This is a genomic window from Hyphomicrobium sp., from assembly GCF_009026145.1.
Classification (GTDB): domain Bacteria; phylum Pseudomonadota; class Alphaproteobacteria; order Rhizobiales; family Hyphomicrobiaceae; genus Hyphomicrobium_A.
In genome coordinates this window covers 78,723-101,580 of record NZ_WBUE01000011.1, presented here as the reverse complement: position 1 = coordinate 101,580, position 22,858 = coordinate 78,723, and the positions used below count along the sequence as shown (strand labels likewise).

The 22,858-nt window shown below is 66.6% G+C and carries 24 protein-coding genes and 1 pseudogene; 10 read left to right on the top strand and 15 right to left on the bottom strand.

Going from position 1 to position 22,858, the window contains the following annotated elements; translation table 11 throughout:
• Positions 1-15 precede the first annotated feature (15 nt).
• Complete coding sequence (locus tag F9K20_RS10875) at positions 16-930, top strand: alpha/beta hydrolase (RefSeq protein ID WP_291001162.1); 915 nt, start codon at positions 16-18, stop codon at positions 928-930.
• A 98-nt stretch (positions 931-1,028) separates the two neighbouring features.
• A complete protein-coding gene (locus tag F9K20_RS10870) occupies positions 1,029-1,463 on the top strand; it encodes a cytochrome c (RefSeq protein ID WP_291001160.1) in 435 nt (144 codons plus the stop codon).
• A gap of 31 nt (positions 1,464-1,494) precedes the next feature.
• On the opposite strand, the gene F9K20_RS10865 is transcribed toward F9K20_RS10870, so the two are convergent.
• Positions 1,495-2,004 (bottom strand): GNAT family N-acetyltransferase, encoded by a 510-nt coding sequence (locus tag F9K20_RS10865; protein ID WP_291001158.1) that lies wholly within the window; start codon positions 2,002-2,004, stop codon positions 1,495-1,497.
• Positions 2,005-2,178: 174 nt separating this feature from the next.
• Here F9K20_RS10865 and F9K20_RS10860 point away from each other — a divergent pair, with 174 nt between their 5' ends.
• From F9K20_RS10860 to F9K20_RS10850, 3 genes are all read left to right on the top strand, one after another.
• Complete coding sequence (locus tag F9K20_RS10860; protein WP_291001155.1) at positions 2,179-2,865, top strand: outer membrane beta-barrel protein; 687 nt, start codon at positions 2,179-2,181, stop codon at positions 2,863-2,865.
• A gap of 275 nt (positions 2,866-3,140) precedes the next feature.
• A complete protein-coding gene (locus F9K20_RS10855; RefSeq protein WP_291001152.1) occupies positions 3,141-3,431 on the top strand; it encodes a hypothetical protein in 291 nt (96 codons plus the stop codon).
• A gap of 132 nt (positions 3,432-3,563) precedes the next feature.
• Positions 3,564-5,183 (top strand): peptide chain release factor 3, encoded by a 1,620-nt coding sequence (locus tag F9K20_RS10850; protein WP_291001149.1) that lies wholly within the window; start codon positions 3,564-3,566, stop codon positions 5,181-5,183.
• Here F9K20_RS10850 and F9K20_RS10845 read toward each other — a convergent pair.
• Entirely contained in the window at positions 5,180-6,019 is an 840-nt protein-coding gene (locus tag F9K20_RS10845; protein ID WP_291001147.1) for an LssY C-terminal domain-containing protein, read from the bottom strand. The genes F9K20_RS10850 and F9K20_RS10845 overlap by 4 nt on opposite strands.
• Before the next feature lie 19 nt (positions 6,020-6,038).
• Positions 6,039-6,464: a cupin domain-containing protein gene (locus tag F9K20_RS10840; protein WP_291001145.1), complete on the bottom strand. Its 426-nt coding sequence runs from the start codon at positions 6,462-6,464 to the stop codon at positions 6,039-6,041.
• 129 nt (positions 6,465-6,593) lie between these two features.
• Between F9K20_RS10840 and F9K20_RS10835 the strand changes: the two genes are divergently transcribed.
• Together F9K20_RS10835 and F9K20_RS10830 are read left to right on the top strand one after the other, a co-directional pair.
• Positions 6,594-7,685 (top strand): TQO small subunit DoxD, encoded by a 1,092-nt coding sequence (locus F9K20_RS10835; protein WP_291001144.1) that lies wholly within the window; start codon positions 6,594-6,596, stop codon positions 7,683-7,685.
• A gap of 61 nt (positions 7,686-7,746) precedes the next feature.
• Positions 7,747-8,487: a DUF72 domain-containing protein gene (locus F9K20_RS10830; RefSeq protein WP_291001141.1), complete on the top strand. Its 741-nt coding sequence runs from the start codon at positions 7,747-7,749 to the stop codon at positions 8,485-8,487.
• Here the strand turns inward: F9K20_RS10830 and F9K20_RS10825 are convergent.
• Positions 8,484-8,966 carry a cupin domain-containing protein gene (locus tag F9K20_RS10825; RefSeq protein WP_291001138.1) on the bottom strand — a complete coding sequence of 161 codons (483 nt, stop codon included), beginning with the start codon at positions 8,964-8,966 and terminating at the stop codon, positions 8,484-8,486. The two genes, F9K20_RS10830 and F9K20_RS10825, sit on opposite strands and share 4 nt — an antisense overlap.
• A gap of 208 nt (positions 8,967-9,174) precedes the next feature.
• Between F9K20_RS10825 and F9K20_RS10820 the strand changes: the two genes are divergently transcribed.
• A complete protein-coding gene (locus tag F9K20_RS10820) occupies positions 9,175-10,029 on the top strand; it encodes a DUF72 domain-containing protein (protein ID WP_291001136.1) in 855 nt (284 codons plus the stop codon).
• Between the two features lie 135 nt (positions 10,030-10,164).
• Positions 10,165-10,394 (top strand): annotated as a pseudogene (locus tag F9K20_RS10815) (DUF3175 domain-containing protein).
• A 149-nt stretch (positions 10,395-10,543) separates the two neighbouring features.
• Here F9K20_RS10815 and F9K20_RS10810 read toward each other — a convergent pair.
• The 3 genes from F9K20_RS10810 to serS all read right to left on the bottom strand — a co-directional run bounded on the left by F9K20_RS10810 (position 10,544) and on the right by serS (position 14,598).
• A complete protein-coding gene (locus F9K20_RS10810) occupies positions 10,544-12,013 on the bottom strand; it encodes a LysM peptidoglycan-binding domain-containing protein (protein WP_291001133.1) in 1,470 nt (489 codons plus the stop codon).
• Positions 12,014-12,230: 217 nt separating this feature from the next.
• Positions 12,231-13,031 (bottom strand): 5'/3'-nucleotidase SurE, encoded by an 801-nt coding sequence (gene surE, locus F9K20_RS10805; RefSeq protein WP_291001130.1) that lies wholly within the window; start codon positions 13,029-13,031, stop codon positions 12,231-12,233.
• A gap of 199 nt (positions 13,032-13,230) precedes the next feature.
• Positions 13,231-14,598: a serine--tRNA ligase gene (serS, locus tag F9K20_RS10800; RefSeq protein WP_291001127.1), complete on the bottom strand. Its 1,368-nt coding sequence runs from the start codon at positions 14,596-14,598 to the stop codon at positions 13,231-13,233.
• A 267-nt stretch (positions 14,599-14,865) separates the two neighbouring features.
• On the opposite strand from serS, the gene F9K20_RS10795 reads away from it, so the two are divergent.
• Positions 14,866-15,177 (top strand): HigA family addiction module antitoxin, encoded by a 312-nt coding sequence (locus tag F9K20_RS10795; protein WP_291001125.1) that lies wholly within the window; start codon positions 14,866-14,868, stop codon positions 15,175-15,177.
• Here F9K20_RS10795 and tatC read toward each other — a convergent pair.
• From tatC to F9K20_RS10755, 8 genes are all read right to left on the bottom strand, one after another.
• On the bottom strand, positions 15,174-15,980 hold the full coding sequence (tatC, locus tag F9K20_RS10790; protein WP_291001122.1) for a twin-arginine translocase subunit TatC: 807 nt from the start codon (positions 15,978-15,980) through the stop codon (positions 15,174-15,176). The genes F9K20_RS10795 and tatC overlap by 4 nt on opposite strands.
• Positions 15,977-16,384, bottom strand: coding sequence for a Sec-independent protein translocase protein TatB (tatB, locus tag F9K20_RS10785; protein WP_291001120.1), 408 nt, complete (start codon positions 16,382-16,384; stop codon positions 15,977-15,979). Before tatB ends, tatC begins: the two co-directional genes overlap by 4 nt.
• A gap of 77 nt (positions 16,385-16,461) precedes the next feature.
• A complete protein-coding gene (gene tatA / locus F9K20_RS10780) occupies positions 16,462-16,698 on the bottom strand; it encodes a twin-arginine translocase TatA/TatE family subunit (RefSeq protein WP_291001117.1) in 237 nt (78 codons plus the stop codon).
• Positions 16,699-16,843: 145 nt separating this feature from the next.
• Positions 16,844-17,980: an ABC transporter ATP-binding protein gene (locus F9K20_RS10775; protein WP_291001115.1), complete on the bottom strand. Its 1,137-nt coding sequence runs from the start codon at positions 17,978-17,980 to the stop codon at positions 16,844-16,846.
• 36 nt (positions 17,981-18,016) lie between these two features.
• Entirely contained in the window at positions 18,017-18,853 is an 837-nt protein-coding gene (gene scpB, locus F9K20_RS10770) for an SMC-Scp complex subunit ScpB (RefSeq protein WP_291001112.1), read from the bottom strand.
• 195 nt (positions 18,854-19,048) lie between these two features.
• On the bottom strand, positions 19,049-19,906 hold the full coding sequence (locus F9K20_RS10765) for a ScpA family protein (RefSeq protein WP_291001110.1): 858 nt from the start codon (positions 19,904-19,906) through the stop codon (positions 19,049-19,051).
• 78 nt (positions 19,907-19,984) lie between these two features.
• On the bottom strand, positions 19,985-21,016 hold the full coding sequence (nagZ, locus tag F9K20_RS10760) for a beta-N-acetylhexosaminidase (RefSeq protein ID WP_291001107.1): 1,032 nt from the start codon (positions 21,014-21,016) through the stop codon (positions 19,985-19,987).
• A gap of 80 nt (positions 21,017-21,096) precedes the next feature.
• The gene (locus F9K20_RS10755; protein WP_291001105.1) at positions 21,097-22,809 is read right to left on the bottom strand and encodes an SPOR domain-containing protein; all 1,713 of its coding nucleotides are present in this window, start codon (positions 22,807-22,809) and stop codon (positions 21,097-21,099) included.
• Positions 22,810-22,858 lie beyond the last annotated feature (49 nt).

Sequence of the window (22,858 nt, the reverse complement as noted above, 5' to 3'; positions counted from 1 at the left end):
GCCTTCGGAGCTCACGTGGCCGGAAGCGGGCGAACGACATTCCTTGCCATTCTCCTCATCTTCGGCGTGCCAGCACTCGCGCCCGAGGCGCTGGCCTCCCCCTATAGCATCGAAGTTGCCGCCGCGGGGCAATCGGTCGTGCTCTATGCCGAAGAGACCGGCGAGGGACCGCCGCTGCTGCTGCTGCACGGCCTCGGTGCCTCGACGTTTACCTGGCGCCACGTGGTGCCTGCCTTGGCGCGCGATCATCGCGTCATTGCGCTCGATCTCAAGGGGTTCGGCCGCTCCGACAAGCCGCTCGACTATCGCTATTCGGCGGCCGATCAGGCGGAGCTCGTCGCGGCGTTCATCGCCGAGCGCGGGCTCACCGGCGTCACGCTCATCGGCCACTCGTTCGGCGGCACCGTCGCGCTGCTCACGGCGCTGCGCTTCGCGCAGCAACCGGGGCGCATTCATCGTCTCGTCGTCATCGATGCGCCGGCACTCGAGCAAGACTTTCCCGGCGCCGCAGAGCTCGTGCGCGCACCGGCGATACCGTACGTGGCGATGACGTTGAGCCCACCGGAAGTATTGGCGCGCGTGATGTTGCGCATCGTGCGCGCGCCGGGCCGGGCCGTCCCCGAGGCCGACATTCGCGGCTATGCGGCGCCGTATTACACGCGGGGCAGCCGCCACGCCTTCATGGCCACGGTGCAGGCGATCCTCGATGGCAATACGCCCCGCATGGGGGCGCGCTATCGTTATGTCACGCAGCCGACGCTCGTCGTCTGGTGTCGGCGCGATCGCATCGTGCCGCTGGCGACCGGGCGGCGGCTCGTGCGCATTCTGCCCAACGCCCAACTTGCAACGCTCGGCCGCTGCAATCACCTGCCACAAGACGAGGTGCCGGGTGCCCTGCTGGCAAAGCTCCGCCCCTTCTTGCGAGCCTGAAAAAACATGCATCTGACGCAAGTCAGCGCACCGCCTTCAACAAGCGTTAGAAGTTCGTGCCATAGCCTGATGCTTTACGTTCGCAAGGTTCGTCGGTCATGGCCCCGCACTCAGTCCCCTCCGTCGCCCGCCTACGCGTTGCTGCGCTCGCGGCCATGCTGGCGCTCCCCATGAGCGCGGCGGCGCAAGATCTGGAACCTGCCACCATCGCGCTCGGGCATGCGCTGTTCCAGGACCGCTGCGCGAGTTGCCACGGGACCGACGCCGGCGGCAACGGTCCGGCGGCGTCGACGCTGAGCGTTCCGCCGCCCGACCTCACCGAGATCAGCAAGCGCGCCGGCGGGGCTTTCCCGGCCCCGCGCGTCGTCGAGATCATCACCTACGGCGGTAATATCGCTGCGCATGGCAGCGGCCCGATGCCCGTGTGGGGCAAGGTGTTCAGCGACGAGGGCGGCCGCGGCAAGGTCGGCGCTGCTGCCTCGCGCCGATCGGTGATCGCGCTGAAACGGTATCTGGAGACCATCCAGAGATAAGGCAACCGCGACAACACACAGGATGCTACGGTCACGGCCAGTCGTCACGCGCCAGCCGATAGACGTAGCAATCGTCCTCGCCAAACATGCGGCGCTCGATGCGCTTGAAGCCCAGCCGCTCGTAGAAGCGACGCGCACGCTCGTTGGTGGCGAGTGGATCGGCGAGCACGGTGGTGACCGACGGATCTGTGAAGCAGCGCTCTATGGCGAGCCGCATCATTTGCGTCCCGAAGCCGCGGCTGAGATCCGCCCCATCGCCGAGCCAGATGTCGATGGCGCGTTGGTTCGGCGCGGCATCACCCCAGTAGTGGCTCTCCTCGATCGCCGGATCGATGATCTGCAGCATGCCCACTGGACGCCCCGCATGCTCGGCGATCAGCAACTCGCGCCAGTCGACCTCGCGCGGCAGCTCATACGCCCAATCGAAGCCGCCGCTGTCGGCGCCCGTCGCCGCCACGACGTGCGGCTCCTCATCCCATGCGCGCAGCAGCGCCAGATCATCGATCGTCGCCTTGCGCAACCTTATCTCGGAAACAGGCATGATGACTGGCGTACCCCCGGAGCGAAAGTTATTCATCTGCTGTTTAAAAACTAGGCGCCCGTGTGCACAACCGCCTCCCCGCAACAATGGATGCGTCCGCCTTCGTGTTAGCCGTCGCTCGTTGCGTAACCCGCGTAGAGGGGAAGGAATAATCGAGCGAGGGAGTACGTAGCTTTGAGACAGATTTATCTTGCGGCCGCATCGCTGGCCGCCGCCGCCGTCACGCTTGCTGTGACGCCGGCGCAGGCGCAGGTCACCAATCCGTGGAACGGCCTCTACGTGGGTGTGAACGGCGGCTACGCCTGGCAAGACGTGGGCGGCACATACGACAGCAGCGCCACGGTCACCAACTTGACGGGCAGCGATCTGAATGGCGCCGTGGTCGGCGGCCAGATTGGCTATAATTGGCAGAGCGCCCAGCTTCTGCTCGGCGTCGAGTTCGACGCCATGACCCTCGCCGACGGCGGCGAGAACATCAACGTCGCGAGCACACCGGCTGCGGTGGTGGGCACCGATATGAACTATCTCGCCAGCGTGCGCGCCCGGCTCGGCTGGGCGATCAACAACTGGCTGCTGTTCGGCTCGATCGGCTGGGGATTTTCGGAGTTCGAATTCACCCAGAATGTGCCGAGCACCGGTTTCTCCAGCAAGCTGCGGCTCGACGACAACGGTCTCGCTTATGGCGGCGGCGTCGAGGTGATGATGTCATATGGCGTGTCGCTGCGGGCCGAATACCTGCGCTATGACCTTGGCGCCAGCTCGCCAGTGTCCGGCGGCCCGGTCGCCGACACGGGTGACCGCGTGGCGTTCGACAACATCGACGTGGCGCGTGCTGCCCTCAGCATCAAGCTGAGCCAGTAACGGGTTCACCCCGATCGTCCCGGCGCGCTGGAACAAACGATGTTCCGCGCGCCGGCGACGCCCTATTTTCGGCCAACCAAGTGCCCGACATGACGCCCGACGCGTCGGAGTAGCACCTGGAGCCGGCTCGAGGGTGGCCGCCGGCCACGTGTCGTCGGCGGCGATGGAAGCTTCCCGCGCCAGCTCGCCGCCGAATTGCACTCTGTTCCCGAGCCGGCAGCCCGCGTCGGATGCTAGCTTCGCCGCCCCATGGTGGGGCGGAGGTGCATTCCAGTATGCTAACAGGGGCAACGATATTCGTGATCGGCTCGGCAGTCCTCTCGCCCGCGACCGCGGTGAGCTACGATTGCCCCAGCGAGAGCACGGCCGTGGTGCTCAACGACCACGACATTGCCATCGCCAAGCGCGAGGCCAGCATCGCCGAGATGCGCGCCGAGATCGTCGACGCCGGCGGCTCTACCGACGACCAGAGGAAGCTGCTGGAATCGCTGCAGGGCAAGCTCGCCAAGATGAAGGATGCGCGTGCCAAGCTCATCGACGAATGCGCCGGAAAGGCTGCGCGTTAGGCCCCTCGGCCGGCCTCAAAGTCGCGCCCGGCACCCAAGGAATCGACCTGACGGGTGAACGGTGCTAAGGGCACCGCTCGCAACCCGTGCCGCGCCACGCGCGCGCCCAACCGCAGGCGCCAGAACACGCAAATGCCGAACGACATCGCGCCAGCCAAGGCCAACGGCGCCACCAATACTGCGCTCGCCGCCGAGATCCGCCGCCGGCGCACCTTCGCCATCATCTCGCACCCCGACGCCGGCAAGACGACGCTGACCGAGAAGCTGTTGCTGTTCGGCGGCGCCATCCAGCTCGCCGGGCAGGTGAAGGCGAAGAAGGATGGCCGCAACACACGCTCCGACTGGATGGCCATCGAGCGCGCGCGCGGCATCTCGGTCGTCACCTCGGTGATGACTTTCGAGTACGAGGGCGCCGTCTTCAACCTGCTCGACACGCCGGGCCACGAGGACTTCTCCGACCACACCTACCGCACCCTCACCGCCGTCGATAGCGCCATCATGGTGATCGACGCGGCCAAGGGCATTGAGGCGCGCACGCGCAAGCTGTTCGAGGTGTGCCGCCTCCGCGACATTCCCATCATCACCTTCATCAACAAGCTTGACCGCGAAGCGCGCGAGCCGCTCGAGCTCCTGGACGAGATCGAGAAGGTGCTGGCGCTGGATACCGCGCCCATGGTGTGGCCGATCGGTAAGGGGCGCGGCTTCCGCGGCACGTTCGACTTGTCGACCCCGCGTATCCGCCGCATCGACGAGGATCCGGCGGGCCTGCCCGTGTCGGGGCCGGACGATCCTATATTCGAGACATTGCTGGAACCGGACGAGCTGGCAGCCTGGCGCGAGGAGATCGAGTTGGTGCGCGACGCGTGCGGTTCTTTCGACCTCAAGGCCTTCCGCGAAGGGGCGCTGTCGCCGGTCTACTTCGGCAGCGCGCTGCGCAACTTCGGCGTGCGCGATCTGCTCGACGCGCTCATTGCCTATGCGCCACCGCCGCTCAGCCGCAAGGCGGCGAGGCGCACCATCGAGGCGACCGAGCCGGCGATGACAGGCATCATCTTCAAGATCCAGGCGAACATGGACCCCAACCACCGCGACCGCATGGCCTTCATGCGCCTGTGCTCGGGGCGGCTGACGCGCGGCATGAAGGTGAAGCACGTGCGCACCGACAAGACGATGGCGCTCACCGCGCCGCAGTTCTTTTTCGCGCAGGACCGCTCGCTGGCCGAGGAGGCCTACGCCGGCGACGTGGTCGGCATCCCGAACCGCGGCACATTGCGCATCGGCGATGCGCTGACCGAGGGCGAGGACGTGCAGTTCCTCGGCATCCCGAGCTTCGCGCCGGAGATCCTACGTCGCATCCGGCTCGAGGACGCGATCCGCGCCAAGAAGCTGAAGGACGCGCTGAAAGAGATGGCCGAAGAAGGCGTGGTGCAGCTGTTCTCGCCGCTCGACGGCACGCCGCCCATCGTCGGCGTCATCGGCGCGCTGCAGCTCGACGTGCTGGGAGACCGCCTGACGCACGAGTACGGTCTGCCGATCGGCTTCGAGACGGCGCCGTGCGAGGTGATGCGCTGGATCGAAGCGGACGATCCGGCGAAGCTCAACCGCTTCATCGAGATAAACCGGTCGTCGGTCGCCAAGGACTCGGAGGGCGACTACGTCTACATGGCGCCTTCCGTGTTCAGCCTGAACTGGGTTGCCGAGCGCAACCCGGACATCAAGTTCATCGACGTGAAGGCGGTGACGCAGGGCTAAACACGCGGCAGCGCCGCGTCTTTGCCCAGCGCCGCGACGGCGACATCACCGTCCGTGATGTAGCGGTTGACGTGCTCCCCGGGGATTCGGTCGCCGGCCTCGACCGATACCGCCTCGCCCAAAGCGCCCGCATCACGGAGCTCACCGACAATGTAATCGCGCTCGGCGTTGGTGTCGGCATCGGTGCGGTGCGTGATCTGGAACGTCAGCTTGGTGAGGCCGAAGCCGGTGTCGCGTGTGCCGGCACCAACCCAAGGCACGCGCGCACCCGGCGCGGGAACGTCGGTGTTGAGCCAGAAGCTCGCCGTGTCGATATCCTGCGTGTCTTCCAGACTGCGTCCCCAGAAGCGCACGTGATGGCGCTTGCGCGGGCTGTCGCCGATGGCCTTCTGGAAGCCGATGTCCTGCCCGCGCCCAAAGAGATACAGCGTCGAGAATGGTGCAGCCGGATAGGGGCGGTTGAGCACGAACGCCTTCGCCATGCGCCAGGAGCTGGCGAGGCTCAGCTTGTCGGCCTCGACCCAGCCGATGGTAGCGAACGCGGTGCGCAGCTCATCGCGCGTGCCGAACAGCACGAGATTGACGGGATCAGCTGGCAGCCCGTCGGCGGCGACGGTGAAGCTCGGGACGCGCCGGCGCTGCAGCACCTTGAGCCCCATGCGCACGGCATAGGGAAGGATGACGTAAGCACCGATGGCATAGGTGGCGAGGAGCGCGAAGTAGACCGGCAGCTCCTGGTCAGCGAAGTCGAAGACGACGAAGACAATCAGCCAGACGCTGATCGCGCCGATGGCGAAGATGGCGAGGCGCTGCAGTGTGCGGACCAGCAGTCTCACGTCGCCCTCAGGGTGCGGTTCAGTAACCGCCGCTGTGCTGGATGAAGCTCTCCGGCGTGCCATCGCTCGAATCGACGAAGATGACATCCTTTGGATCGCGGCGGGGTGTGTCGATGGACAGGAACACCAGCGGCGCCTCCAGGATATCGGGGAGCGCATGCACGGTGCCGCGCTCGAAGTGCAAGAGCTGCCCCGGCCCGAACTCGGCCTTCTTCGAGGCGTCACCCATCCAGAACGTGCCGCGGCCCGAGAACACATAGAGGTACTCGTCGCACTTGGCGTGATAGTGCGGCGGCGTCGGCTTATAGACACGGAAGACGCGCGCGCTCGCCGACGGGCGATCGGTGAGATAGCGATCGACCAGCAAGGTGCTGGCACTTTCAGGGAGCGAGCCGGCGATCTCGGCGATATCGAAGCTGCCCATGGTCGTAGCAGTCTTGTCCATGTTCACCCTCCTTGCTGCCGCTCGCGAAGACGAAAGCGCTCCCCGTAATCTGGTTTTAGCGCATCGCCGTTAACGTTGCTCCCGTCCACGAATGCGGCGCCGATCGCGCCGAGCAGCAGGAGAAGTTGCATGGCGCATGCGGACCAAATCGAGCCTAGGGCATCGGCGGGGGCACTGTCGCTGGCGGCGCTGATCCTCCTCGGCACCCGCTTCGTGCAAGGTTTCATCTTCTGGGGCGGAGCCACGCGGCGCCTCGTCTATGACTTCCACGACGTCGCCGGCGTCGAGCACGCGGTCAAGCTGGATTTCGATATACCGGGCTTCGTCGCCGCGAAGCTGACCCACGCGCTGCCCGGCGCGCTGTGGGTGCAGGGCCCCATCGAGTGGACGCTGCGCCATCCCGACCTCATCGTCGCCTCGGTGTGGATGTGGACGTTCGCCGAGCTTGCCGTCGGGCTGGGGCTGATGCTCGGCCTGGCGACGCGCCTCTCTGCGCTTGTCAGCATATGGCTCAACGTCGTCCTGATGGTGATCTTCGGCTGGATGGGATCGACCTGCCTCGACGAGTGGACCATGGCCGTGTCGGGCGTCGCCATGAGCTCGGCCGTGTTCCTCGCCGGGGGCGGTGCCTGGTCGCTCGACGAGCGCTACCTCGCGTCGACGAGCGTGGCTCAGCGCTACGCCTGGATACCATGGCTGCTCAGCGGGCCGCTCCCGGCCGAGATGCTGCGTCGCCTCGCACTGTGGCTGGGCGTTGCCTGCGCGCTGTTCACGGTTCTGACCTACCAGATCCTGTTCGGCGCCGTCGTCTCGCCGCTGCACTCGCGCGTGAACTTCCATCGCCATCACATCGCGCTGTCTGCACCGAGCGTCGCCGGCGACGGCAGCGTGACGTTCGACGCATACGTCGATGCGGGACCTGACACCGGCGCCGCCTACATCATCGCCGCGAGGCTGCTCGACGGCTCCGGCCAGACGATCGCACACTGGGATGGGCAAGCGCTGGCCGCACTTGCCGACACCGCCATCCGCAACGGGTATCCCTATGTGTGGGCGTCGCGCTTCAAGACCGAGCGCGTCGGCTTCAGCGGGCAGACGGGAGCGCGGGCGACGATCACCTTGCCCGCCACCACGATTCAGCCCGCCGAAGGCGCGGCGCGCATTCTCGTGCTCGAGGCCATTGACGGTACGGTGTGGAAAGCGGTGGCGGGGGCGAAGTAGCCTATTTGCCGTGGCAGGCGTGCGGCGACCGCGGGGTGCCTCCTCACAGAATGGGAATTGCATGGCACGCGGTTTGATCCGCATCGGCTGCGCCGGGTGGGCGCTGCGCAAGGAGAGCGCAGATGCGTATCCGCCCCCCGGCACGCATCTGGAGCGCTACGCGCGGCACTTCAACGCCGTCGAAATCAACTCCTCGTTCTACCGTCCGCATCGCCGCGGCACCTACGAACGGTGGGGGGCTAGTGTTCCGGCCGACTTCCGTTTCGCCGTGAAAGTGCCCAAGGCCGTCACGCACGCGGCGCGGCTTGCGGACACTAAAGCCGCGCTCGAGCGCTTCCTCGGCGAGGCCGGTGGCCTTGGCGACAAGCTTGGGCCCTTGCTCATCCAGCTGCCGCCTAGGCTCGCGTTCGATGCAAGCGTGGCGGGCACATTCTTCGCCACCCTAAGACAGCTATTCGCCGGCGACGTCGTATGCGAGCCGCGCCATGCGGCATGGTTCGGCGGTGAGGCGGCAAGGCTGTTTCGCAAGTTCCACGTTGCGCGCGCCGATGCCGATCCGCCCCCGGCGGCGGCGACCGAAGCCGCCGACTTCGGTCATGTCCGCTACTACCGGCTGCACGGCTCGCCGCGCATGTACTATTCCGCCTATACGCCAGAGTCCCTCGCGGCGCTTGCCACACGTTTGCAGCAAACGGCGCGTTCCGGCCGCGAGGTATGGTGCATCTTCGACAATACCGCCGCCGGAGCCGCGCTCGACAATGCGCTGCAGCTGCAGTCTCTGGTCGAGCCGCGAGCCGACTAGCCGTTGCGATTGGGCGTGCCAAGGATGTGCGACTTCGGCGGCAGCATGATGGCGTCGAAGTCCTGCGTGAACATTGCGGCGGAGAAGAAGGCGACGGCGCGCAGCGTCTCCTTGCCGGTATTGGCGAGGTCGTGGCGCACATTGGTCGGCAGCACGAACACGCTGCCGGGCCCGACGGGATAGTTCCCGTCCTCCATGTGCAGCTCGCCCTTGCCGGAGATGATGTACTGCGTCTCCTCGGTCGCATCCGTATGCCAGCCGAGATGGCCTCCTGGCGGGATCTCGTAGACGATGGTCGAGGACTGATCGGCATGGTTGCCGCCGCAGCTTGCGAACGACGCGTGCCAATCGACCTTCTTGTCGTCGACGCTGCTGACCTTGATACGTTCGAGCTTATTGGAATCGATGACAGGGCTCGATGCGTGCGCCGCCTTGTGCGACTGACGCTTGGTAGCAGGTCGTTTCGCGGGGGAGCTCATATGTGGGATCATGTTCCATTCCTCAAGTGGAGGCTGCAGGCGAGGCTCACGGCCACTCGCTGCATATCAATCAAGGGCTCGCGGTTGTCGGCCGGTTTCGCGACAGCGGCGGATTCGCCTCGAAATGCTCCTATCGCCGGCGAGCCACGGCTTGACCGAGCGCCGCGCGGTTGCCACCGTCGCCGCGGCTGCATGACAAGAGGTCCACATGACGAAGCGGGGAGCCATCCGGGCCGGCATGGGCGGCTGGACGTTCGAGCCGTGGCGCGGCACGTTCTATCCCGACAAGCTGCCGCACGCGAGGGAGCTCGCCTACGCGGCCGAGCACGTGCCGACCATCGAGGTCAATGGCACGTTCTATCGCACGCAGACGCCGGAGACGTTCGCCAAGTGGGCGAGCGAGACCCCGGACGGATTCGTGTTCGCGCTCAAGGGCCCGCGCTACGCCGTCAATCGCCGCGTGCTCGCCGAGGCGGGCGATAGCATCAAGCGCTTCATCGATTCCGGGCCCTTGGAGCTCGGCGACAAGCTCGGGCCGATGCTGTGGCAGTTTGCGCCAACCAAGAAATTCGACGCCGGCGACTTCGCCGCCTTCCTGGCCCTGCTGCCGGAGAAGGTCGACGGGCGCAAGCTGCGCCACGTCGTAGAGGTGCGGCACGACAGCTTCTGCACGCCGGAGTTCATCAAGCTGACGCGCGAGCAGGCGGTGCCCGTCGTGTTCGCCGAGCATGCGACTTATCCGGCGATCGCCGACATAACCGGTGATTTCATCTACGCGCGCCTGCAGAAGGGCCAGGACGAGGTGAAGACCGGGTATGCCCCCAAGGCGCTCGATGCCTGGGCCAAGCGGTTCAAGGCGTGGGCCGAGGGCGGCGTGCCCGCCGACCTGCCGCTCATCGATGCAGACTACAAACCGCCCAAGAAGCCGCGGGATGCGTTCGTCTACTTCATCCACGAGGGCAAGGTGCGTGCGCCACATGCCGCCATGGCGCTTATGCAGCGTGTCACCAATAGCCGAACTTGGAGGCGTTTGGAGCTGTTTTGCAGCATCGGGAGTGAATGACGGAGGCCTATCATGGCCACGACCAAAGCCAAGACAAAGTCCAACCCCGCCGCCAAGCGCAAATCCGCGCCGAGGAGCACTGTGCGGTGCGGCCCTAAGAAATGGTCGCAGGCGGTCACCGAGCACAGCGACGCGATGGATCTCGAGCCCGACGTGTTCACGCTCGATGATCCCAAGGAGATCGCCGCCTCGCTCAAGCGCTCGGCCGAGCGCAGCCGCCGGCGCAAGTCGGAGCCGTATCGCTCGGCGATGTCGATGCTGACGTTCTACGTCAATCGCGCCGGCGCAATCTCACGCAAAAGCGCAAGCTCGTCCTCGAGCGCGCCAAGGACGAGCTACGCAAAGCCTTCGGCAAAGGAGCGTGAGCAGCTCTGCATCTTCGCGCTTCAACAGTGCGCGCGACTCTGATCTAAAGATGGCACCGGTCCATGCCGGTCAGACGGCCACAAGCGCCGCAAACGGTGTCAGACCCTCGAGGTCTGACACCATTCCCTCTCTCTCACTTGCGCGAAAACTAAAGTCGCTCGAGGAACGGCACTGGATCGACCGGCTTCGATCCCTGCCGCAGCTCGAAGTGCACCTGCGGCTGGTCGACGGAGCCGGTGCGCCCGGCTGTGGCGATCACCTGTCCGCGCTGCACCTTGTCGCCGCGCTTCACCATCAGCTGGTCGTTGTGAGCGTAGGCCGTGACCCAGCCGTTGTCGTGGCGCAGCAGGATCAGATTGCCGTAACCCTTCAGCTCCGAGCCGGCGTAGGCGACGGTGCCGCCTTCGGCCGCATGCACGGACGTGCCAAGCGGCACCGACAGGTTGATGCCGTCGTTGTGCGTGCCGTCGTTACGTTGCCCGAAGCCGGTGATGATGCGCCCGCTCACCGGCCAGCGAAGCTTGTCGCTGCCCGACGATGACTGGCGCGGCGGCGGGCTCACGGCACCGGTCGCAACGTCGTTGGTGTTGCGTGTCGCCACCTGCGTGTACTGGGTATTGCCGGCTTGGCTATTGCTGGGGCCGTTGATGATGGTCGGCTGGTGCGTCGAGGGGATGTTGCTCTGATAGGACGCTGGCGGTGCCACGCCAATCTGCTGCGCGGGGGCATCGGCGCTCCCGCCCGGCACGCGCAGCACGGCGCCGGCCTTGATGCCGCGCGCGTCGGTGATGCCGTTGGCCTGCTGTAGCTCAGCGACCGCCACGCCGTACGAGCGCGAGATGCCGTAAATGGAATCACCGGGGCGAACGGTGTAGGAGCCGCGATACTTGGCTGCGAGATCGGCCGGCGGCGGAGGCGGCTGCACGCTGGCGGTCTGCATCGGCCGCGGCGCCGGCGAGCGGTTGGCGGCCACGCCCTGCGGCAGGTAGAGCTTCTGGCCGAGCTGCAGATTGGGGCTCGACAGGCTGTTGAGCTGCATCAGCTCGGCGACCGACACGTTATGGCGCCGCGACAGGCCGTAGAGCGTGTCGCCCGCCTGCACCTCGATGGTGTCGCCGGGGCTCGCCATCGACGGCGTCGGCTGTGGATCGTAGCGGTTGGTCGAGGCGGTTGTCGCCGGCGGCACGGTGCCGTAACGCCCGCTTGCCGTATACGAGTTCGCCGGCGGGGAATCGTAGCGCCCGTTATTTGCGTAGTTTTTGGCGGCATAGGTGTTGGAGCCGGTGCGGCCGCCGGAATAGCCCGGATACCCGGAAGACGGGGTAGCGTCAGGCAGGCTCTGCGTGCTGACGCTGCCCTCGCGGTAGGTGCGTGGCGCGTTGTAGCTGCCCCCGCTGCCATAGCCGTCGTTGCCGAGATAGCTCGGGCTGCCGCGGCTCGATGCTGACGCCGTCTGCTGCGGCTTGGGGTCGTCGTTGAGGCTGAAGCTCGGGAAATCGAAGCCCGAAATGGAGGCGCTGCATCCCCCGGCGAGGCTGGCGAGGAGAACGGCGGCGGCGCGGCCCGCTGGCTGGGCGATCGACGCTCGGCGGCTTTTGAAACGCATAAAACGCATCATGATACGCACCTTTACTGCCAACCTTCCATTAATCCTTAAGGGGTTAATGGTCCCTTAACGGGGGCAGCAGGGCCGTTTGAAATCGCATTTTCGTAGTGCTCGCCGGACGTCGTCAGGAGCGCCGACGCGTCCTGCATCAAGGGCTAAGCTAGGCGCCCATTGTGCTTTGTTAAGGACGTTGCGGCGACGACATCGCGGCGCCGCGATGGCAAACCGCTCACAAGTCGCCGCCGGCGGCGCGCTTGCGATCGGCCGCCGGATCGAAAGCGCGCGCCAGCGACCGGCACGTCGTCTCGTGCGTCAGGTTGAGGCACAGCGGCGTCACCGAAATGCGGCGTGCGTCGATGGCGGCAAGGTCGGTTCCAGCGACCATGGTCGAGGGCGGGCGCTCGAAGTTGAACCAGAAGTACGGCATGCCCCACGGATCTGAGCGCTGATCGATGCACAGCGAGGCCTGGTCGCGCCGCCCCTGGCGCGTCACCTCGATGCCGGTGACCGCCTCGGGCGGGCACGGCGGGTAGTTTATGTTGACGACGATGTCCTTCGGCCAGCCCGCCTCCAACAGCCGCGCCAGCAACCCCGGGCCGTGATTGAGCGGCGTCTCCCAGTGGATCTTGCCTTCCTCCAGCGAGCCGCCGACCTGGCTCATGGCGATGGAGCGGATCCCGAGCATGGTGCCTTCGATGGCGGCGGCCACGGTGCCCGAATAGGTCACGTCCTCGGCCAGGTTGGAGCCGTGGTTGATGCCCGAGAGCACGAGATCGGGCGGATGGTCGATGAGAAAGTGGCGCACGGCCATGATCACGCAGTCGGTCGGCGTGCCGCGGAGGACGAAGGTGCGCTCGTTCGTCTGCCGCACGCGCAGCGGCTCGTGCAGCGTCATCGAGTGCGAGGCGCCGGACTGGTTCTTTTCCGGGGCCACGACCCAGACGTCGGAGGTCAGCTCCTCGGCGATGCGACGCAGGATGTCCATGCCCTCCGCGCCGATGCCATCGTCGTTGGTGACCAGAATACGCATGTTCAAACGCCACCCAGCTCGCAGTCGGGTTCCCCTCCCCCTAGTGGGGAGGGGCTAGGGGTGGGGGGATCGACCGGGAGTAACGCGGCTTGCATCACCCCAAGCTCATCACCCCACCCGGTCACCGGCAAGCCGGCGACTACCCTCCCCATCGAGGGGAGGGTGAAGAAGAGTGCGGCCCACTTCTCGCTCCACAGCATCAGCTGCCCTTCTCGATGACGGCGAGGCCGCCCATGTAGGGACGCAGCGCCTCGGGGACGACGACCGAGCCGTCCGCCTGCTGGTAGTTCTCCAAGACGGCGATGAGCGTGCGCCCGACGGCGAGGCCGGAGCCGTTGAGCGTGTGCACGAAGCGAGTTTCCTTGCCGCCCTTGGGCTTATAGCGCGCGTTCATGCGCCGCGCCTGGAAGTCGCCGCACACCGAGCAGGAGGAGATCTCGCGATAGGTGCCTTCGCCCGGCAGCCACACCTCGATGTCGTAGGTCTTTTGCGAGGCAAAGCCCATATCGCCGGTGCACAAGAGAATGGTGCGGAACGGCAGCTCGAGGCGGCGCAACACGGATTCGGCGCACGCCGTCATGCGCTCGTGCTCGGCGAGGCTGTCCTCCGGCGTGGTGATGGAGACGAGCTCGACCTTGGTGAACTGGTGCTGGCGGATCATGCCGCGCGTGTCCTTGCCGGCGGCGCCGGCTTCGGAGCGGAAGCACGGCGTCTGCGCGGTGAGGCGCATGGGCAGCTTTCCTTCGTCGAGGATTTCCTCGCGCACGAAGTTGGTCAGCGACACCTCGGCCGTGGGAATGAGCCAGAGCGATTCCCGCAAACCGGCTGCCGCCTCTGCAAAGTAACCACCACTCGGGTTAGGAATAAGCTTAGCGGGCTCGTCACTCGTAACATCGCGTCGGATGCGAAAGAGGTCATTAGCGAACTTGGGCAGGTTGCCGGTGCCGTAGGCGGCGTGGTCCTTGACCAGCAGCGGCACGACGTTCTCGGTGTAGCCGAACTCGGTCGTATGCAGGTCGAGCATGAAGGCGCCGAGCGCGCGCTCGAGCCTGGCGAGCGCCCCCTTCAGGACGACGAAACGGGCGCCGGAAATCTTCGCCGCCGTGGCGAAATCCATGAGGCCAAGCCCCTCACCGATGTCGAAGTGCTGCTTCGGCTTGAAGTCGAGCTTCGATGGTTCGCCGACGCGGCGCACCTCGACGTTGTCCTTCTCGTCCTTGCCGAGCGGCACATCGTCGAGCGGCAGGTTGGGAATGACGGACAGCGCATCGCGCAGCTTCGCATCAAGCTCGCGCTCGGCGTCCTCTCCCTTGGCGAGGGTGTCCTTCAGCATCGCCACCTCGGCCATCAGCGCCTCCGCCGTGGCCTCGTCCTTGGCCGCCTTGGCCTTGCCGATCTCCTTCGAGGCGGCGTTGCGGCGCGCCTGTGCCTCCTGCAGCTTCGTGACGTGCGCGCGCCGCGCCTCGTCGAGCGCGATCAGCTCGGCCGCCTGCGGGGGCAGCCCGCGCTTCTTCAGGCCGGCGTCGAACGCCGCGGGGTTGTCCCTGATCCACTTGATATCGAACACGTTGCTTGCTTTCAGCTGTTTCGTCGGACCTCAATACCGTCATCCCCGCGAAGGCCGGGATCCATGCAAGCCTCAACAGGTTGCCGCTGCGAGACTTTGCATCTCGTGCGAAGCGGAGGTGGAGACTGGCGTGGATGGCCGCCTGCGCGGCCATGACGAAAATACTGGGGTCTATTAGATCGTCGCGGACGGTATAGTGGGCGCGCCGGGGATGGTCCAGACTATCACTAGCCGCACCGAGGTTGTTAAGCGTTACGAGGAACTGAGATGGCCGGAGTGCCGAAGAGAGCCGATAGTCGCTGCCCGACACACCCGGGCGCCTTCTTGCGGGAGATCGTGCTACCGGCGTTGCCGATGCCGAAGACCGAGCTGGCGCGCACGCTCGGCATCTCGCGGCAGTCGCTCTACGATATCCTCGCCGAAAGACAGCCGGTGACGCCAGCCATGGCGGTTCGCCTAGGCGCGGTGTTCGAAACCACAGCCACGTCCTGGCTCAACATGCAGACGGCCTACGACCTCTGGCACGCCGAGCGGAAAGTCGACACATCGAAAATGAAACCGCTGAGGCTCGCGAGCTAGGTCTGAGCCTGCTTGGCGGCCTGCTGGCGGGCGACGCGCTCCACCGCCCAGATCGACAGCTCATACAGCCCGATTGTCGGCAGCATCATGGCCAGCATGCTGAACGGGTCGGGAGGCGATAGCACCGCCGCCACCGCGGTGATGCCGAGGATGGCGTAGCGCCGCCCCTTCTTGAGCGTCTCCGCGGTGACGAGGCCGGCTCTGGCGAGCAGCGTAAGCGCCACGGGCAGCTGAAAGCAGATGCCGAAGCCGATGATCAGGTTCATGATCAGCGCCAGGTATTCCGACACGCGCGCCTGCAGGTGAATCTCCACCGGCCCTCCCGTCTGCTGCATCGACAGGAAGAAGCGCATCGCCATGGGCATGACGAGGAAGTAGACGAGCAGCGCGCCGAGCAAGAACAGCACCGGCGTCGCGATGAGGTACGGCAGGAAGGCGCGCCGCTCGTTCTTGTACAGGCCGGGCGCGACGAACTTGTAGATCTGCGCGGCGACGATGGGGAACGAGATGCAGAAGGCGCCGAACAGGGCGAGCTTCATCTGCGTGAACAGGAACTCCTGCGGCGCCGTGTAGATCATCTCGATCGGCTCGGTGCCGCCGTGCGCCCACTGATAGGGCAATACGAGAATGTTGTAGATCTGCTTGGCGAAGACGAAGCAGAGCGCGAAGGCGATGCCGATGGCGATGAGCGAATAGATCAGCCGGGACCGCAGCTCGACGAGGTGTTCGAGCAATGGAGCCTTCGAGGCGTCGATCTCGTCCTGCCCAGGCCGCTCATCGGGCCGCTCGGCGACGTCGGTCATGCCGCTCCCCTACCCGGCTCACGCGTCGGCTCGGGCGCCTTCGCATCGCCCGCGACCTCGGCGGGCGTGTTGTCGGGCCCTGACGTGGGCGGAGCACCAAGCCCGAATCTCGGCGTCTGATCCTCGATGCGTGCCGCCGCGATCTGGCTATCGACGAGGCGCGAGCCCTCGTCCATCGTCGCGTGCACCTCGCGGCTGACGTTCTCGAACTCCTTTTTCAGCTGGTCGAGCTCGGCTTCGCGCATTGCCTCGTCGAACTGGCTGCGAAACTCCGCCGCCTGCCGGCGGATCACGCCGAGGTACTTGCCGACGGTGCGCAACAGGATCGGCAGGTCCTTCGGCCCGACGACGATCAGCGCCACGATGGCGAGGATGAGCAGTTTGCTGGAGGTAATGTCGAACATGCGTCGTTCCGATTACCGACGCGCTCAAGGCAATGCGAGCGCCAGGCGCCGCGGCACCGCGCGCGCCGCACCGCCAACTAGCCCGTCTTGGTGGTGTCGCGCTCGGACGACTTCACCGGGCGCTGGTCGATGACGCGTGGCTCGATCGGACGCGCCTCGGGCTTGTCCGTGTCGTCGTCCTCGGACAAGCCCTTTTTGAAGCTTTTGATGCCCTTGGCCATATCGCCCATGATGGACGAGATACGCCCGCTGCCGCCAAAAATTAGAAGCGCGACAAGCGCGAGGATGAGCAAATGCCAGCCGCTCAAGCCCATCGTCGTTCGCTCCTTCCTTGAGTTGCGAAAACCGCAACGGTCCCGTCACCAAGGCGTTGCTATTTCGGTAACTGGTATCGCAGAAAGCATATGGCCCCGCAAGGGCGCCAAACCTACGCACTAGGGCTAACATATTACGAAAGCTTCACTTTTGACTTTCGTCAGGGAATACGAGCGCGCTTGCGGGGTCGATTTGCGCGCGCACCTCGTCGCCGCGTGCCCAACCCTCGCTCTCGCGCGCACGCACTTTCAGGGCCTTATCGAAGCCCTCGACGCCCACCTCCAGGCGGGCGACATCGCCGAGAAACTTCACGTCGAGAACGCGCCCCGAAAGGCCCGCGCCGTTGCGTGACAGGTGCACGCCGCGCTCGCGGATGCACACCGTGGCCCGAGTGCCGGCGGCGAGGCTCGGTGCCCTCAACACGCCGATCGGGGTGTCGATGCCGGCGCTGCCCACCCGGTAGCCGATCTCGTTGATCTCCGAAAAGAGGCGCGCCACGAACAGGTCGGCCGGCTCATGGTAGAGCGCCTCGGCGCTGCCGGCCTGCACGAGGCGCCCGGCGCGCATCACCGCGATACGGTCGCCGATGCGCATCGCCTCCTCGGGGTTGTGCGTGACGATGACCGACGTCGCGCGCGTCTCGCGCAATAGCGACAGCGTCTCCTCCTGCATGGCATCGCGCAGCTGCACGTCGAGCCCGGAGAACGGCTCGTCCATGAGCATCACGGCCGGACGCGGAACGATGGCGCGCGCCAGCGCCACGCGCTGCTGCTGACCGCCGGAGAGGATGTGCGGGTACGCGTCGGCAAGGTGGGCGAGCCCCACCCGCTTCAGGGCGGCGAGCGCCTCGCGCCGCGCCTCCGCCTTGGGCAGCGCCTTGAGACCGAAGGCGACATTGCCAAGGATGGTGAGGTGCGGGAACAGCGCGAAGTCCTGGAACATCAGGCCGACGCCGCGATCCTCCGGCGCGACGAACCGGGCTGGCCCAGCCACTTCCAGCCCGTTGATCAACACACGGCCAGCGGTCGGCTTCTCGATGCCGGCCGCGATGCGCAGCAGCGTCGTCTTCCCGCAGCCCGAGGGACCGAGGAGGCAGACGATCTCCGCCGGCGCGATGTCGAGGTCGACGCCGGCCAGCGCCTGCGTCGCATCGTAGTCACGGGTGACGTTCTCGAAGGTGAGACGGGCGGCGAAGGTGGCCGCAGCGCGGCCCTTGCCGTTGCCACTGGCAACGCCATTGTCGGCGGCGGGTGATGGGGGCACTTCGGAGAACAACGGCAACTGACGGGCACCTTGATTACGCGGCAACGTCCGGCGTCACGACTTATCGGGCTCCCCGCTCGGGGGCAAGCTATCGTCGTCCGCCCGCTCCTCGCCGTCATCGGCAGGCTCATCATCGTCGCCCTCGCCCGCCTCGAGCGGCATTTCGTCGGGCATCAGGGCAGCCACGTCGGCCGGCTCCGGCACGGCAAAGTCGGGCGGCAGGTTGCCGTCGAGCAAACCGGAAGCGCGCAGCTCGGCGAGACCTGGCAGGTCCTTGATGCTTTCGAGCCCGAAGTGGCTGAGAAAGGCGTCGGTGGTGCCATAGGTAACGGGACGGCCCGGCGCGCGCCGGCGCCCGCGCAGGCGCACCCATCCCGTTTCCAGGAGAATGTCGAGCGTGCCGGCCGAGGTCGTCACGCCGCGGACCTCCTCGATCTCGGCGCGCGTCACCGGCTGGTGGTAGGCGACGATCGACAGCGTCTCCAGCGCCGCCTTCGACAGGCGCCGCTCCTGCGTCGCATAGCGTTCGAGCAGGTAGGCGAGATCCTCGGCGGTGCGGAAGGCCCATTTGCCGGCGACGCGCACGAGATTGACGCCGCGCCCAGCATAGAACGCGCGCAGCTCCTCGATGAGCACGCCGATGTCCTCGCCTTCGGCGAGGTGGCTCGCCAGCTTGGCCTCGTCGAGAGGCTCGGCGGCGGCGAACAACAGGGCCTCGAGGATGCGCAGTTTCGCGCGGTGATCGGCAAAGGGAAGCGCGGCGACATTGCGTGGCAGCGCGCCGGCGCGCAGCGGCTCATCGCCCGCTTCGTCGCGCCCGTTGTCGTTGCTCTCCCGGCCGGATGGGACCAGGCTCAGGCGCGGCGGTTCCATGCGCTTTTCTTTCGTCATTGGCTGTCCGGGACGCACACGGGTTTCACCAACTAGACGACTAGTGTCCCGATTCCGAAGTTCGCCTGACTTCGCCGCTGGGACCGAGAGTGAACTTCGGAATCATCAGGGACACTAGAAACCTAGACTTGCTAGTGCGATTCAGATCGAGAAATTCGCTCGACACCTCGCCGCTAACGATGGCGAATTTCTCGATCATCGCACCAGCCGCCAGTCTGCAGCAGGCTCGGCTGCGTCGGATCGGCGAGGACGCATGTAAATGGGCTCGAACGGACCTTCCTGACGCAGCTCGATCTGTCCTTCACGGGCCATTTCGAGCGTAGCACCGAACGAGCTGGCCATAACCGTCTTGCCGTTCTCGTGGGCACTCGCCAGCTCCTGCATGCAGCGCTCGAAGGCGAGCCACTCGGTGGGCGATGGCGCCTCGCCGAGCAGACGCTCAAGGCGAATGCGCGCGTCCTTGATCGACCACACCGGGCGCACCTTGACGACGTGGCCAACCTTGATGGTGCGGCGGCGCTGGTCGGCGTAGGCATGCAGCAGGTCGTAGATCTTCGCCGTGAACTCGGTCTCGCGAATGGTCCGCGTACCCTCCGGCATGCCGCGCTGGAATACATCGCGGCCGAGGCGCATGCGCGTCATCAGCTGCGCAGCGGCTTCCCGCATCGCTTCGAGGCGCATGAGGCGGAATGACAGCCTGCGTGCCAGCTCCTCGGCACTCGCCCCCTCGCCATGCGCGGTCTCGCGCGGCAGCAGCAGGCGCGATTTGAGGTAGGTCAGCCATGCCGCCATGACGAGATAGTCGGCGGCGAGCTCGAGGCGCAGCTTCTGCGCTTCGCCTATGAAGCCGAGGTACTGGTCGGCGAGCGCCAGCACGGAAATCTTCGACAGGTCGACCTTTTGCGTGCGCGCCAGCGCGAGCAGAAGGTCGAGCGGCCCCTCGTAGCCCGCCACGTCGACGATCAGCGCATCCTCGTCGTCGAAGCGCGCTTCGACGACGGGTTCCTCCCATGCTGCAACGGCCTCGTTGGCTTCCTGCGGCTCGGCGCTCATTGCGTCCTAATGGCTGTGTCCCTGCGGCAGCCGGGTAGCGACCACCGCGTTTGATTCGGCAATCATATAGTGTTGAGTTTACACTGATTCAGCACTACCGGCCGCAAATGCAAGGACCTTGGCGAGTTGCGCCTCGGCCGCATGGGAATCAAACGGCCGCGTGGCTTTGGTTATCTTAACGGCTGCGTCAAAACGCTCGCGTGCGCGCCCCCCTAGCGCGCCCGACCCGGCGGCCGCCTGGCGCATCTCCGGCAGATCGCCGCTGCAGTGGAGGGCAAGGTCCGAGCCGGCCGCAATCACCGCCTCGGCGCGGGCGCGCATCGGCCCCGACAGCGCCTTCATGGTGAGGTCGTCGCTCATCAAGAGGCCGTCGAAGCCGATGGCGCCGCGGATGATGTCGCGGGTGACGATCGGCGAGGTGCTGGCCGGCGCCTCGGGGTCGATGTCGCGGAATACGACGTGCGCCGTCATCGCCGCCGGCATGCGGTTCAGCGCCTTGAAGGGCGCGAAATCCGTGACCGCCAGCTCATCGCGCGCCTCGGTAACCACGGGCAGCGCCAAATGGCTGTCGGCGGTGGCGCGTCCGTGACCGGGGATGTGCTTGATCACCGGCACCACGCCGCCGGCAATGAAAGCATCACCTACCGCCTCGGCCAGCGCGACAACCTGATCGACGCTACGGCCGTAAGCACGATCGCCGATGATGTCGTGCGCGCCGGGCACAGGCACGTCGAGCACTGGAGCGCAGTCGGTATTGATGCCGAGGGCGGAAAGGTCGGCGGCCAGCAGGCGCGTGACCTCGAAGACCGCCGTTACCGCTGCATCGCGATCGCGCGCATAGAGCCTGCCGTATGCCGCCGCCGGCGGCAGCGCGCGCCCCAGGGGCGGGCGCAGGCGCTGCACGCTGCCCCCCTCCTGGTCGATGAGCACGAGCAAATCGTCGCCGCCAACGGCGGCGCGCACGTCGGCGATGAGCGCGCGGATTTGCGCGTGATCGGCGAGGTTGCGGGCAAAGAGGATGAAGCCCGCCGGCCGCGCCTCCTTGAGAAAGGCTGCTTCGTCGCGCGACAGCTTCGTGCCCGCGACACCGACGATGAGAGCGGTGCGCATCACCAATCCGAGGAAAATTCAGGTCGGGCCCGAACTAGCATCGCGGGGGGCGGCCGTCGAGCGCGCCCCCGGAAGGCTGCTTAGTAAGCGGTAACCCAGCAGTCCTTGTAGCCCGAGGCCTTGAGCTGCGTGCATAGCTCGCTGGCCTGCGAGCGGGAGCCGGGCGGCCCGACCAGGAGCCGGTGGTATGCGCCCTTGCCGGCCAGCACCGTCTCGCGCACGTCCGGCGTCTTGTTGGCCAGCACGATGCCGTACTGCTGCTGCATGTCGGCGAACTTCCTGAGCGCATCGAGACGGCTGTTGCCGGAGACCGGTACCGAGGCGAGCACGACGACATACCCGTTGGCACCGGTAGCGCTGGTCGCGCCTTCGTTGGTCGTCGTCGGGGTGGCGGCGGCCACCTTCTGCTTCTTCGGGGCTGGCGCCGCAGCGGCCTCCTCTTCGGGGATGCTGGCGGTAGACGCCGGAATGACCTTGGTCGATTTGACGTTGACGCGCGGCTTTGCAGGCGAATTCACGACGACCGGCTCGGCCTCGGCCTGTTTCGGCGCCGGCTCGGCTGGCCGCTGCGGGGGGGCCTGGGCGGCGCTGCCGAACGCATCGACGACGGTGAGACCAGGAACCGAGACCGTTGCCTCGGCGGCCGGTGCCGAGGCCGGCTCCGCGGTGGCGGCGGGCGGCGCAATCGAGCCGTCGCGGCCGACGACAAGGGTCGACACCTTGCGTGTGCCGTTGCTGCTGGTGTCGGTCTCCGACAGACCGCCGGAGCTGTCCTCGCTACCCGAAGCACCGCCATCGCCAAGCCGGCCGAGCACCTTGCTGTCGGTGTGCGAGAACTGCTTGCCGCCGGGGTCGAGCGGCCTTTCCTTGGCGGGCGAGGCATCGCTGGCAATGACCGGCGGTGCCGCGTCGGGGGGCGCTCCGAGCACCGCCTTGTAGGCCTGCGCCAGGCCGTACCCGAGGCCTATGGCGACGACGACGGCGCCGGCGATGCGCATGGTCCAGCTGACGCGACGCGGCTCCTCGATTTCGTAGGCGCCGGCGTCGTCCTGGTTGTAGGTCGGCTCTAACGCCCCGCCGTGCGGCTGGTCATAGCCGAGCTGGCCGCGCCCGTAGCCCTGCTGCTCGAGCGCAGGATCGCCATAGCCGGCCGCCGGCATCGCCCAGTCGGCCTGCTGCAGAGGATCCATGTGCGGCTGATTGCTGTTGGCGGGAAATGCGGTGTCGCCCGGCAGGTAGCCGCCCAGGTCCTGGCCGTAAGGATCCTGCGCCGGTGGCGCCGCCGGCCACTGGTCATAGGCAGGGGCGGTTGCTCGGGGGGCATACTGGGGGGCCGCGGCCGGAGGCTGGCGGTAGCCCGCCGCGCCCTGCTCGGTCGGCGGAACCGCATACACAGCGCGCTGCGCCGGCGGCGACTGGCGCGCCGGCTGCGGCGCATACTGCGGCGGCTGGGTGCGTGGAAAGTTCTCGAAATCGTGGGTCGGCTGCGCATTGCGTGCGCTGTCGAGGCTGCTTAGGCCCTGCCGATTGATCGGCGGCGCGGCCGGTGCGGGGGCCTGCGGGGCATACTGCGGCTGCTGGGGATAGTGGTAAGCCTGCTGGGCGCCATGGGCCGGTGCCTGTGCCTCGCCATAGCCCTGTTGCGGATAAGCCGCGCTCTGCTGAGCTGGGGCAGCGTATTGAGGGGCTTGGGGTCGCTGCGCGGGGCGCCCACCGCTACGGGGATCGGGCTCCCCCGCAGGACGGCGCTGCGCTGGCCATCCATTATTCGCGGCACCTTGGGAGCGAGTCATCGTGAGAACCCCTCGAAGCGCTGTTTCAGCCGTAAGCGTCGAATCGGAG

Bases quoted from the DNA above. Each gene is read 5' to 3' on its own strand.
- F9K20_RS10830 (WP_291001141.1), top strand. From the start codon at position 7,747: ATGGCACGCGGTTTGATCCGCATCGGCTGCGCCGGGTGGGCGCTGCGC.
- F9K20_RS10835 (WP_291001144.1), top strand. From the start codon at position 6,594: ATGGCGCATGCGGACCAAATCGAGCCTAGGGCATCGGCGGGGGCACTG.
- F9K20_RS10755 (WP_291001105.1), bottom strand. From the start codon at position 22,809: ATGACTCGCTCCCAAGGTGCCGCGAATAATGGATGGCCAGCGCAGCGC.
- F9K20_RS10870 (WP_291001160.1), top strand. From the start codon at position 1,029: ATGGCCCCGCACTCAGTCCCCTCCGTCGCCCGCCTACGCGTTGCTGCG.
- F9K20_RS10795 (WP_291001125.1), top strand. From the start codon at position 14,866: ATGGCCGGAGTGCCGAAGAGAGCCGATAGTCGCTGCCCGACACACCCG.
- surE (WP_291001130.1), bottom strand. From the start codon at position 13,031: ATGCGTATTCTGGTCACCAACGACGATGGCATCGGCGCGGAGGGCATG.
- F9K20_RS10810 (WP_291001133.1), bottom strand. From the start codon at position 12,013: ATGATGCGTTTTATGCGTTTCAAAAGCCGCCGAGCGTCGATCGCCCAG.
- tatC (WP_291001122.1), bottom strand. From the start codon at position 15,980: ATGACCGACGTCGCCGAGCGGCCCGATGAGCGGCCTGGGCAGGACGAG.
- F9K20_RS10865 (WP_291001158.1), bottom strand. From the start codon at position 2,004: ATGCCTGTTTCCGAGATAAGGTTGCGCAAGGCGACGATCGATGATCTG.
- F9K20_RS10820 (WP_291001136.1), top strand. From the start codon at position 9,175: ATGACGAAGCGGGGAGCCATCCGGGCCGGCATGGGCGGCTGGACGTTC.
- F9K20_RS10765 (WP_291001110.1), bottom strand. From the start codon at position 19,906: ATGAGCGCCGAGCCGCAGGAAGCCAACGAGGCCGTTGCAGCATGGGAG.
- F9K20_RS10855 (WP_291001152.1), top strand. From the start codon at position 3,141: ATGCTAACAGGGGCAACGATATTCGTGATCGGCTCGGCAGTCCTCTCG.
- scpB (WP_291001112.1), bottom strand. From the start codon at position 18,853: ATGACGAAAGAAAAGCGCATGGAACCGCCGCGCCTGAGCCTGGTCCCA.
- tatB (WP_291001120.1), bottom strand. From the start codon at position 16,384: ATGTTCGACATTACCTCCAGCAAACTGCTCATCCTCGCCATCGTGGCG.
- F9K20_RS10840 (WP_291001145.1), bottom strand. From the start codon at position 6,464: ATGGACAAGACTGCTACGACCATGGGCAGCTTCGATATCGCCGAGATC.
- F9K20_RS10850 (WP_291001149.1), top strand. From the start codon at position 3,564: ATGCCGAACGACATCGCGCCAGCCAAGGCCAACGGCGCCACCAATACT.
- F9K20_RS10825 (WP_291001138.1), bottom strand. From the start codon at position 8,966: ATGAGCTCCCCCGCGAAACGACCTGCTACCAAGCGTCAGTCGCACAAG.
- tatA (WP_291001117.1), bottom strand. From the start codon at position 16,698: ATGGGCTTGAGCGGCTGGCATTTGCTCATCCTCGCGCTTGTCGCGCTT.
- nagZ (WP_291001107.1), bottom strand. From the start codon at position 21,016: ATGCGCACCGCTCTCATCGTCGGTGTCGCGGGCACGAAGCTGTCGCGC.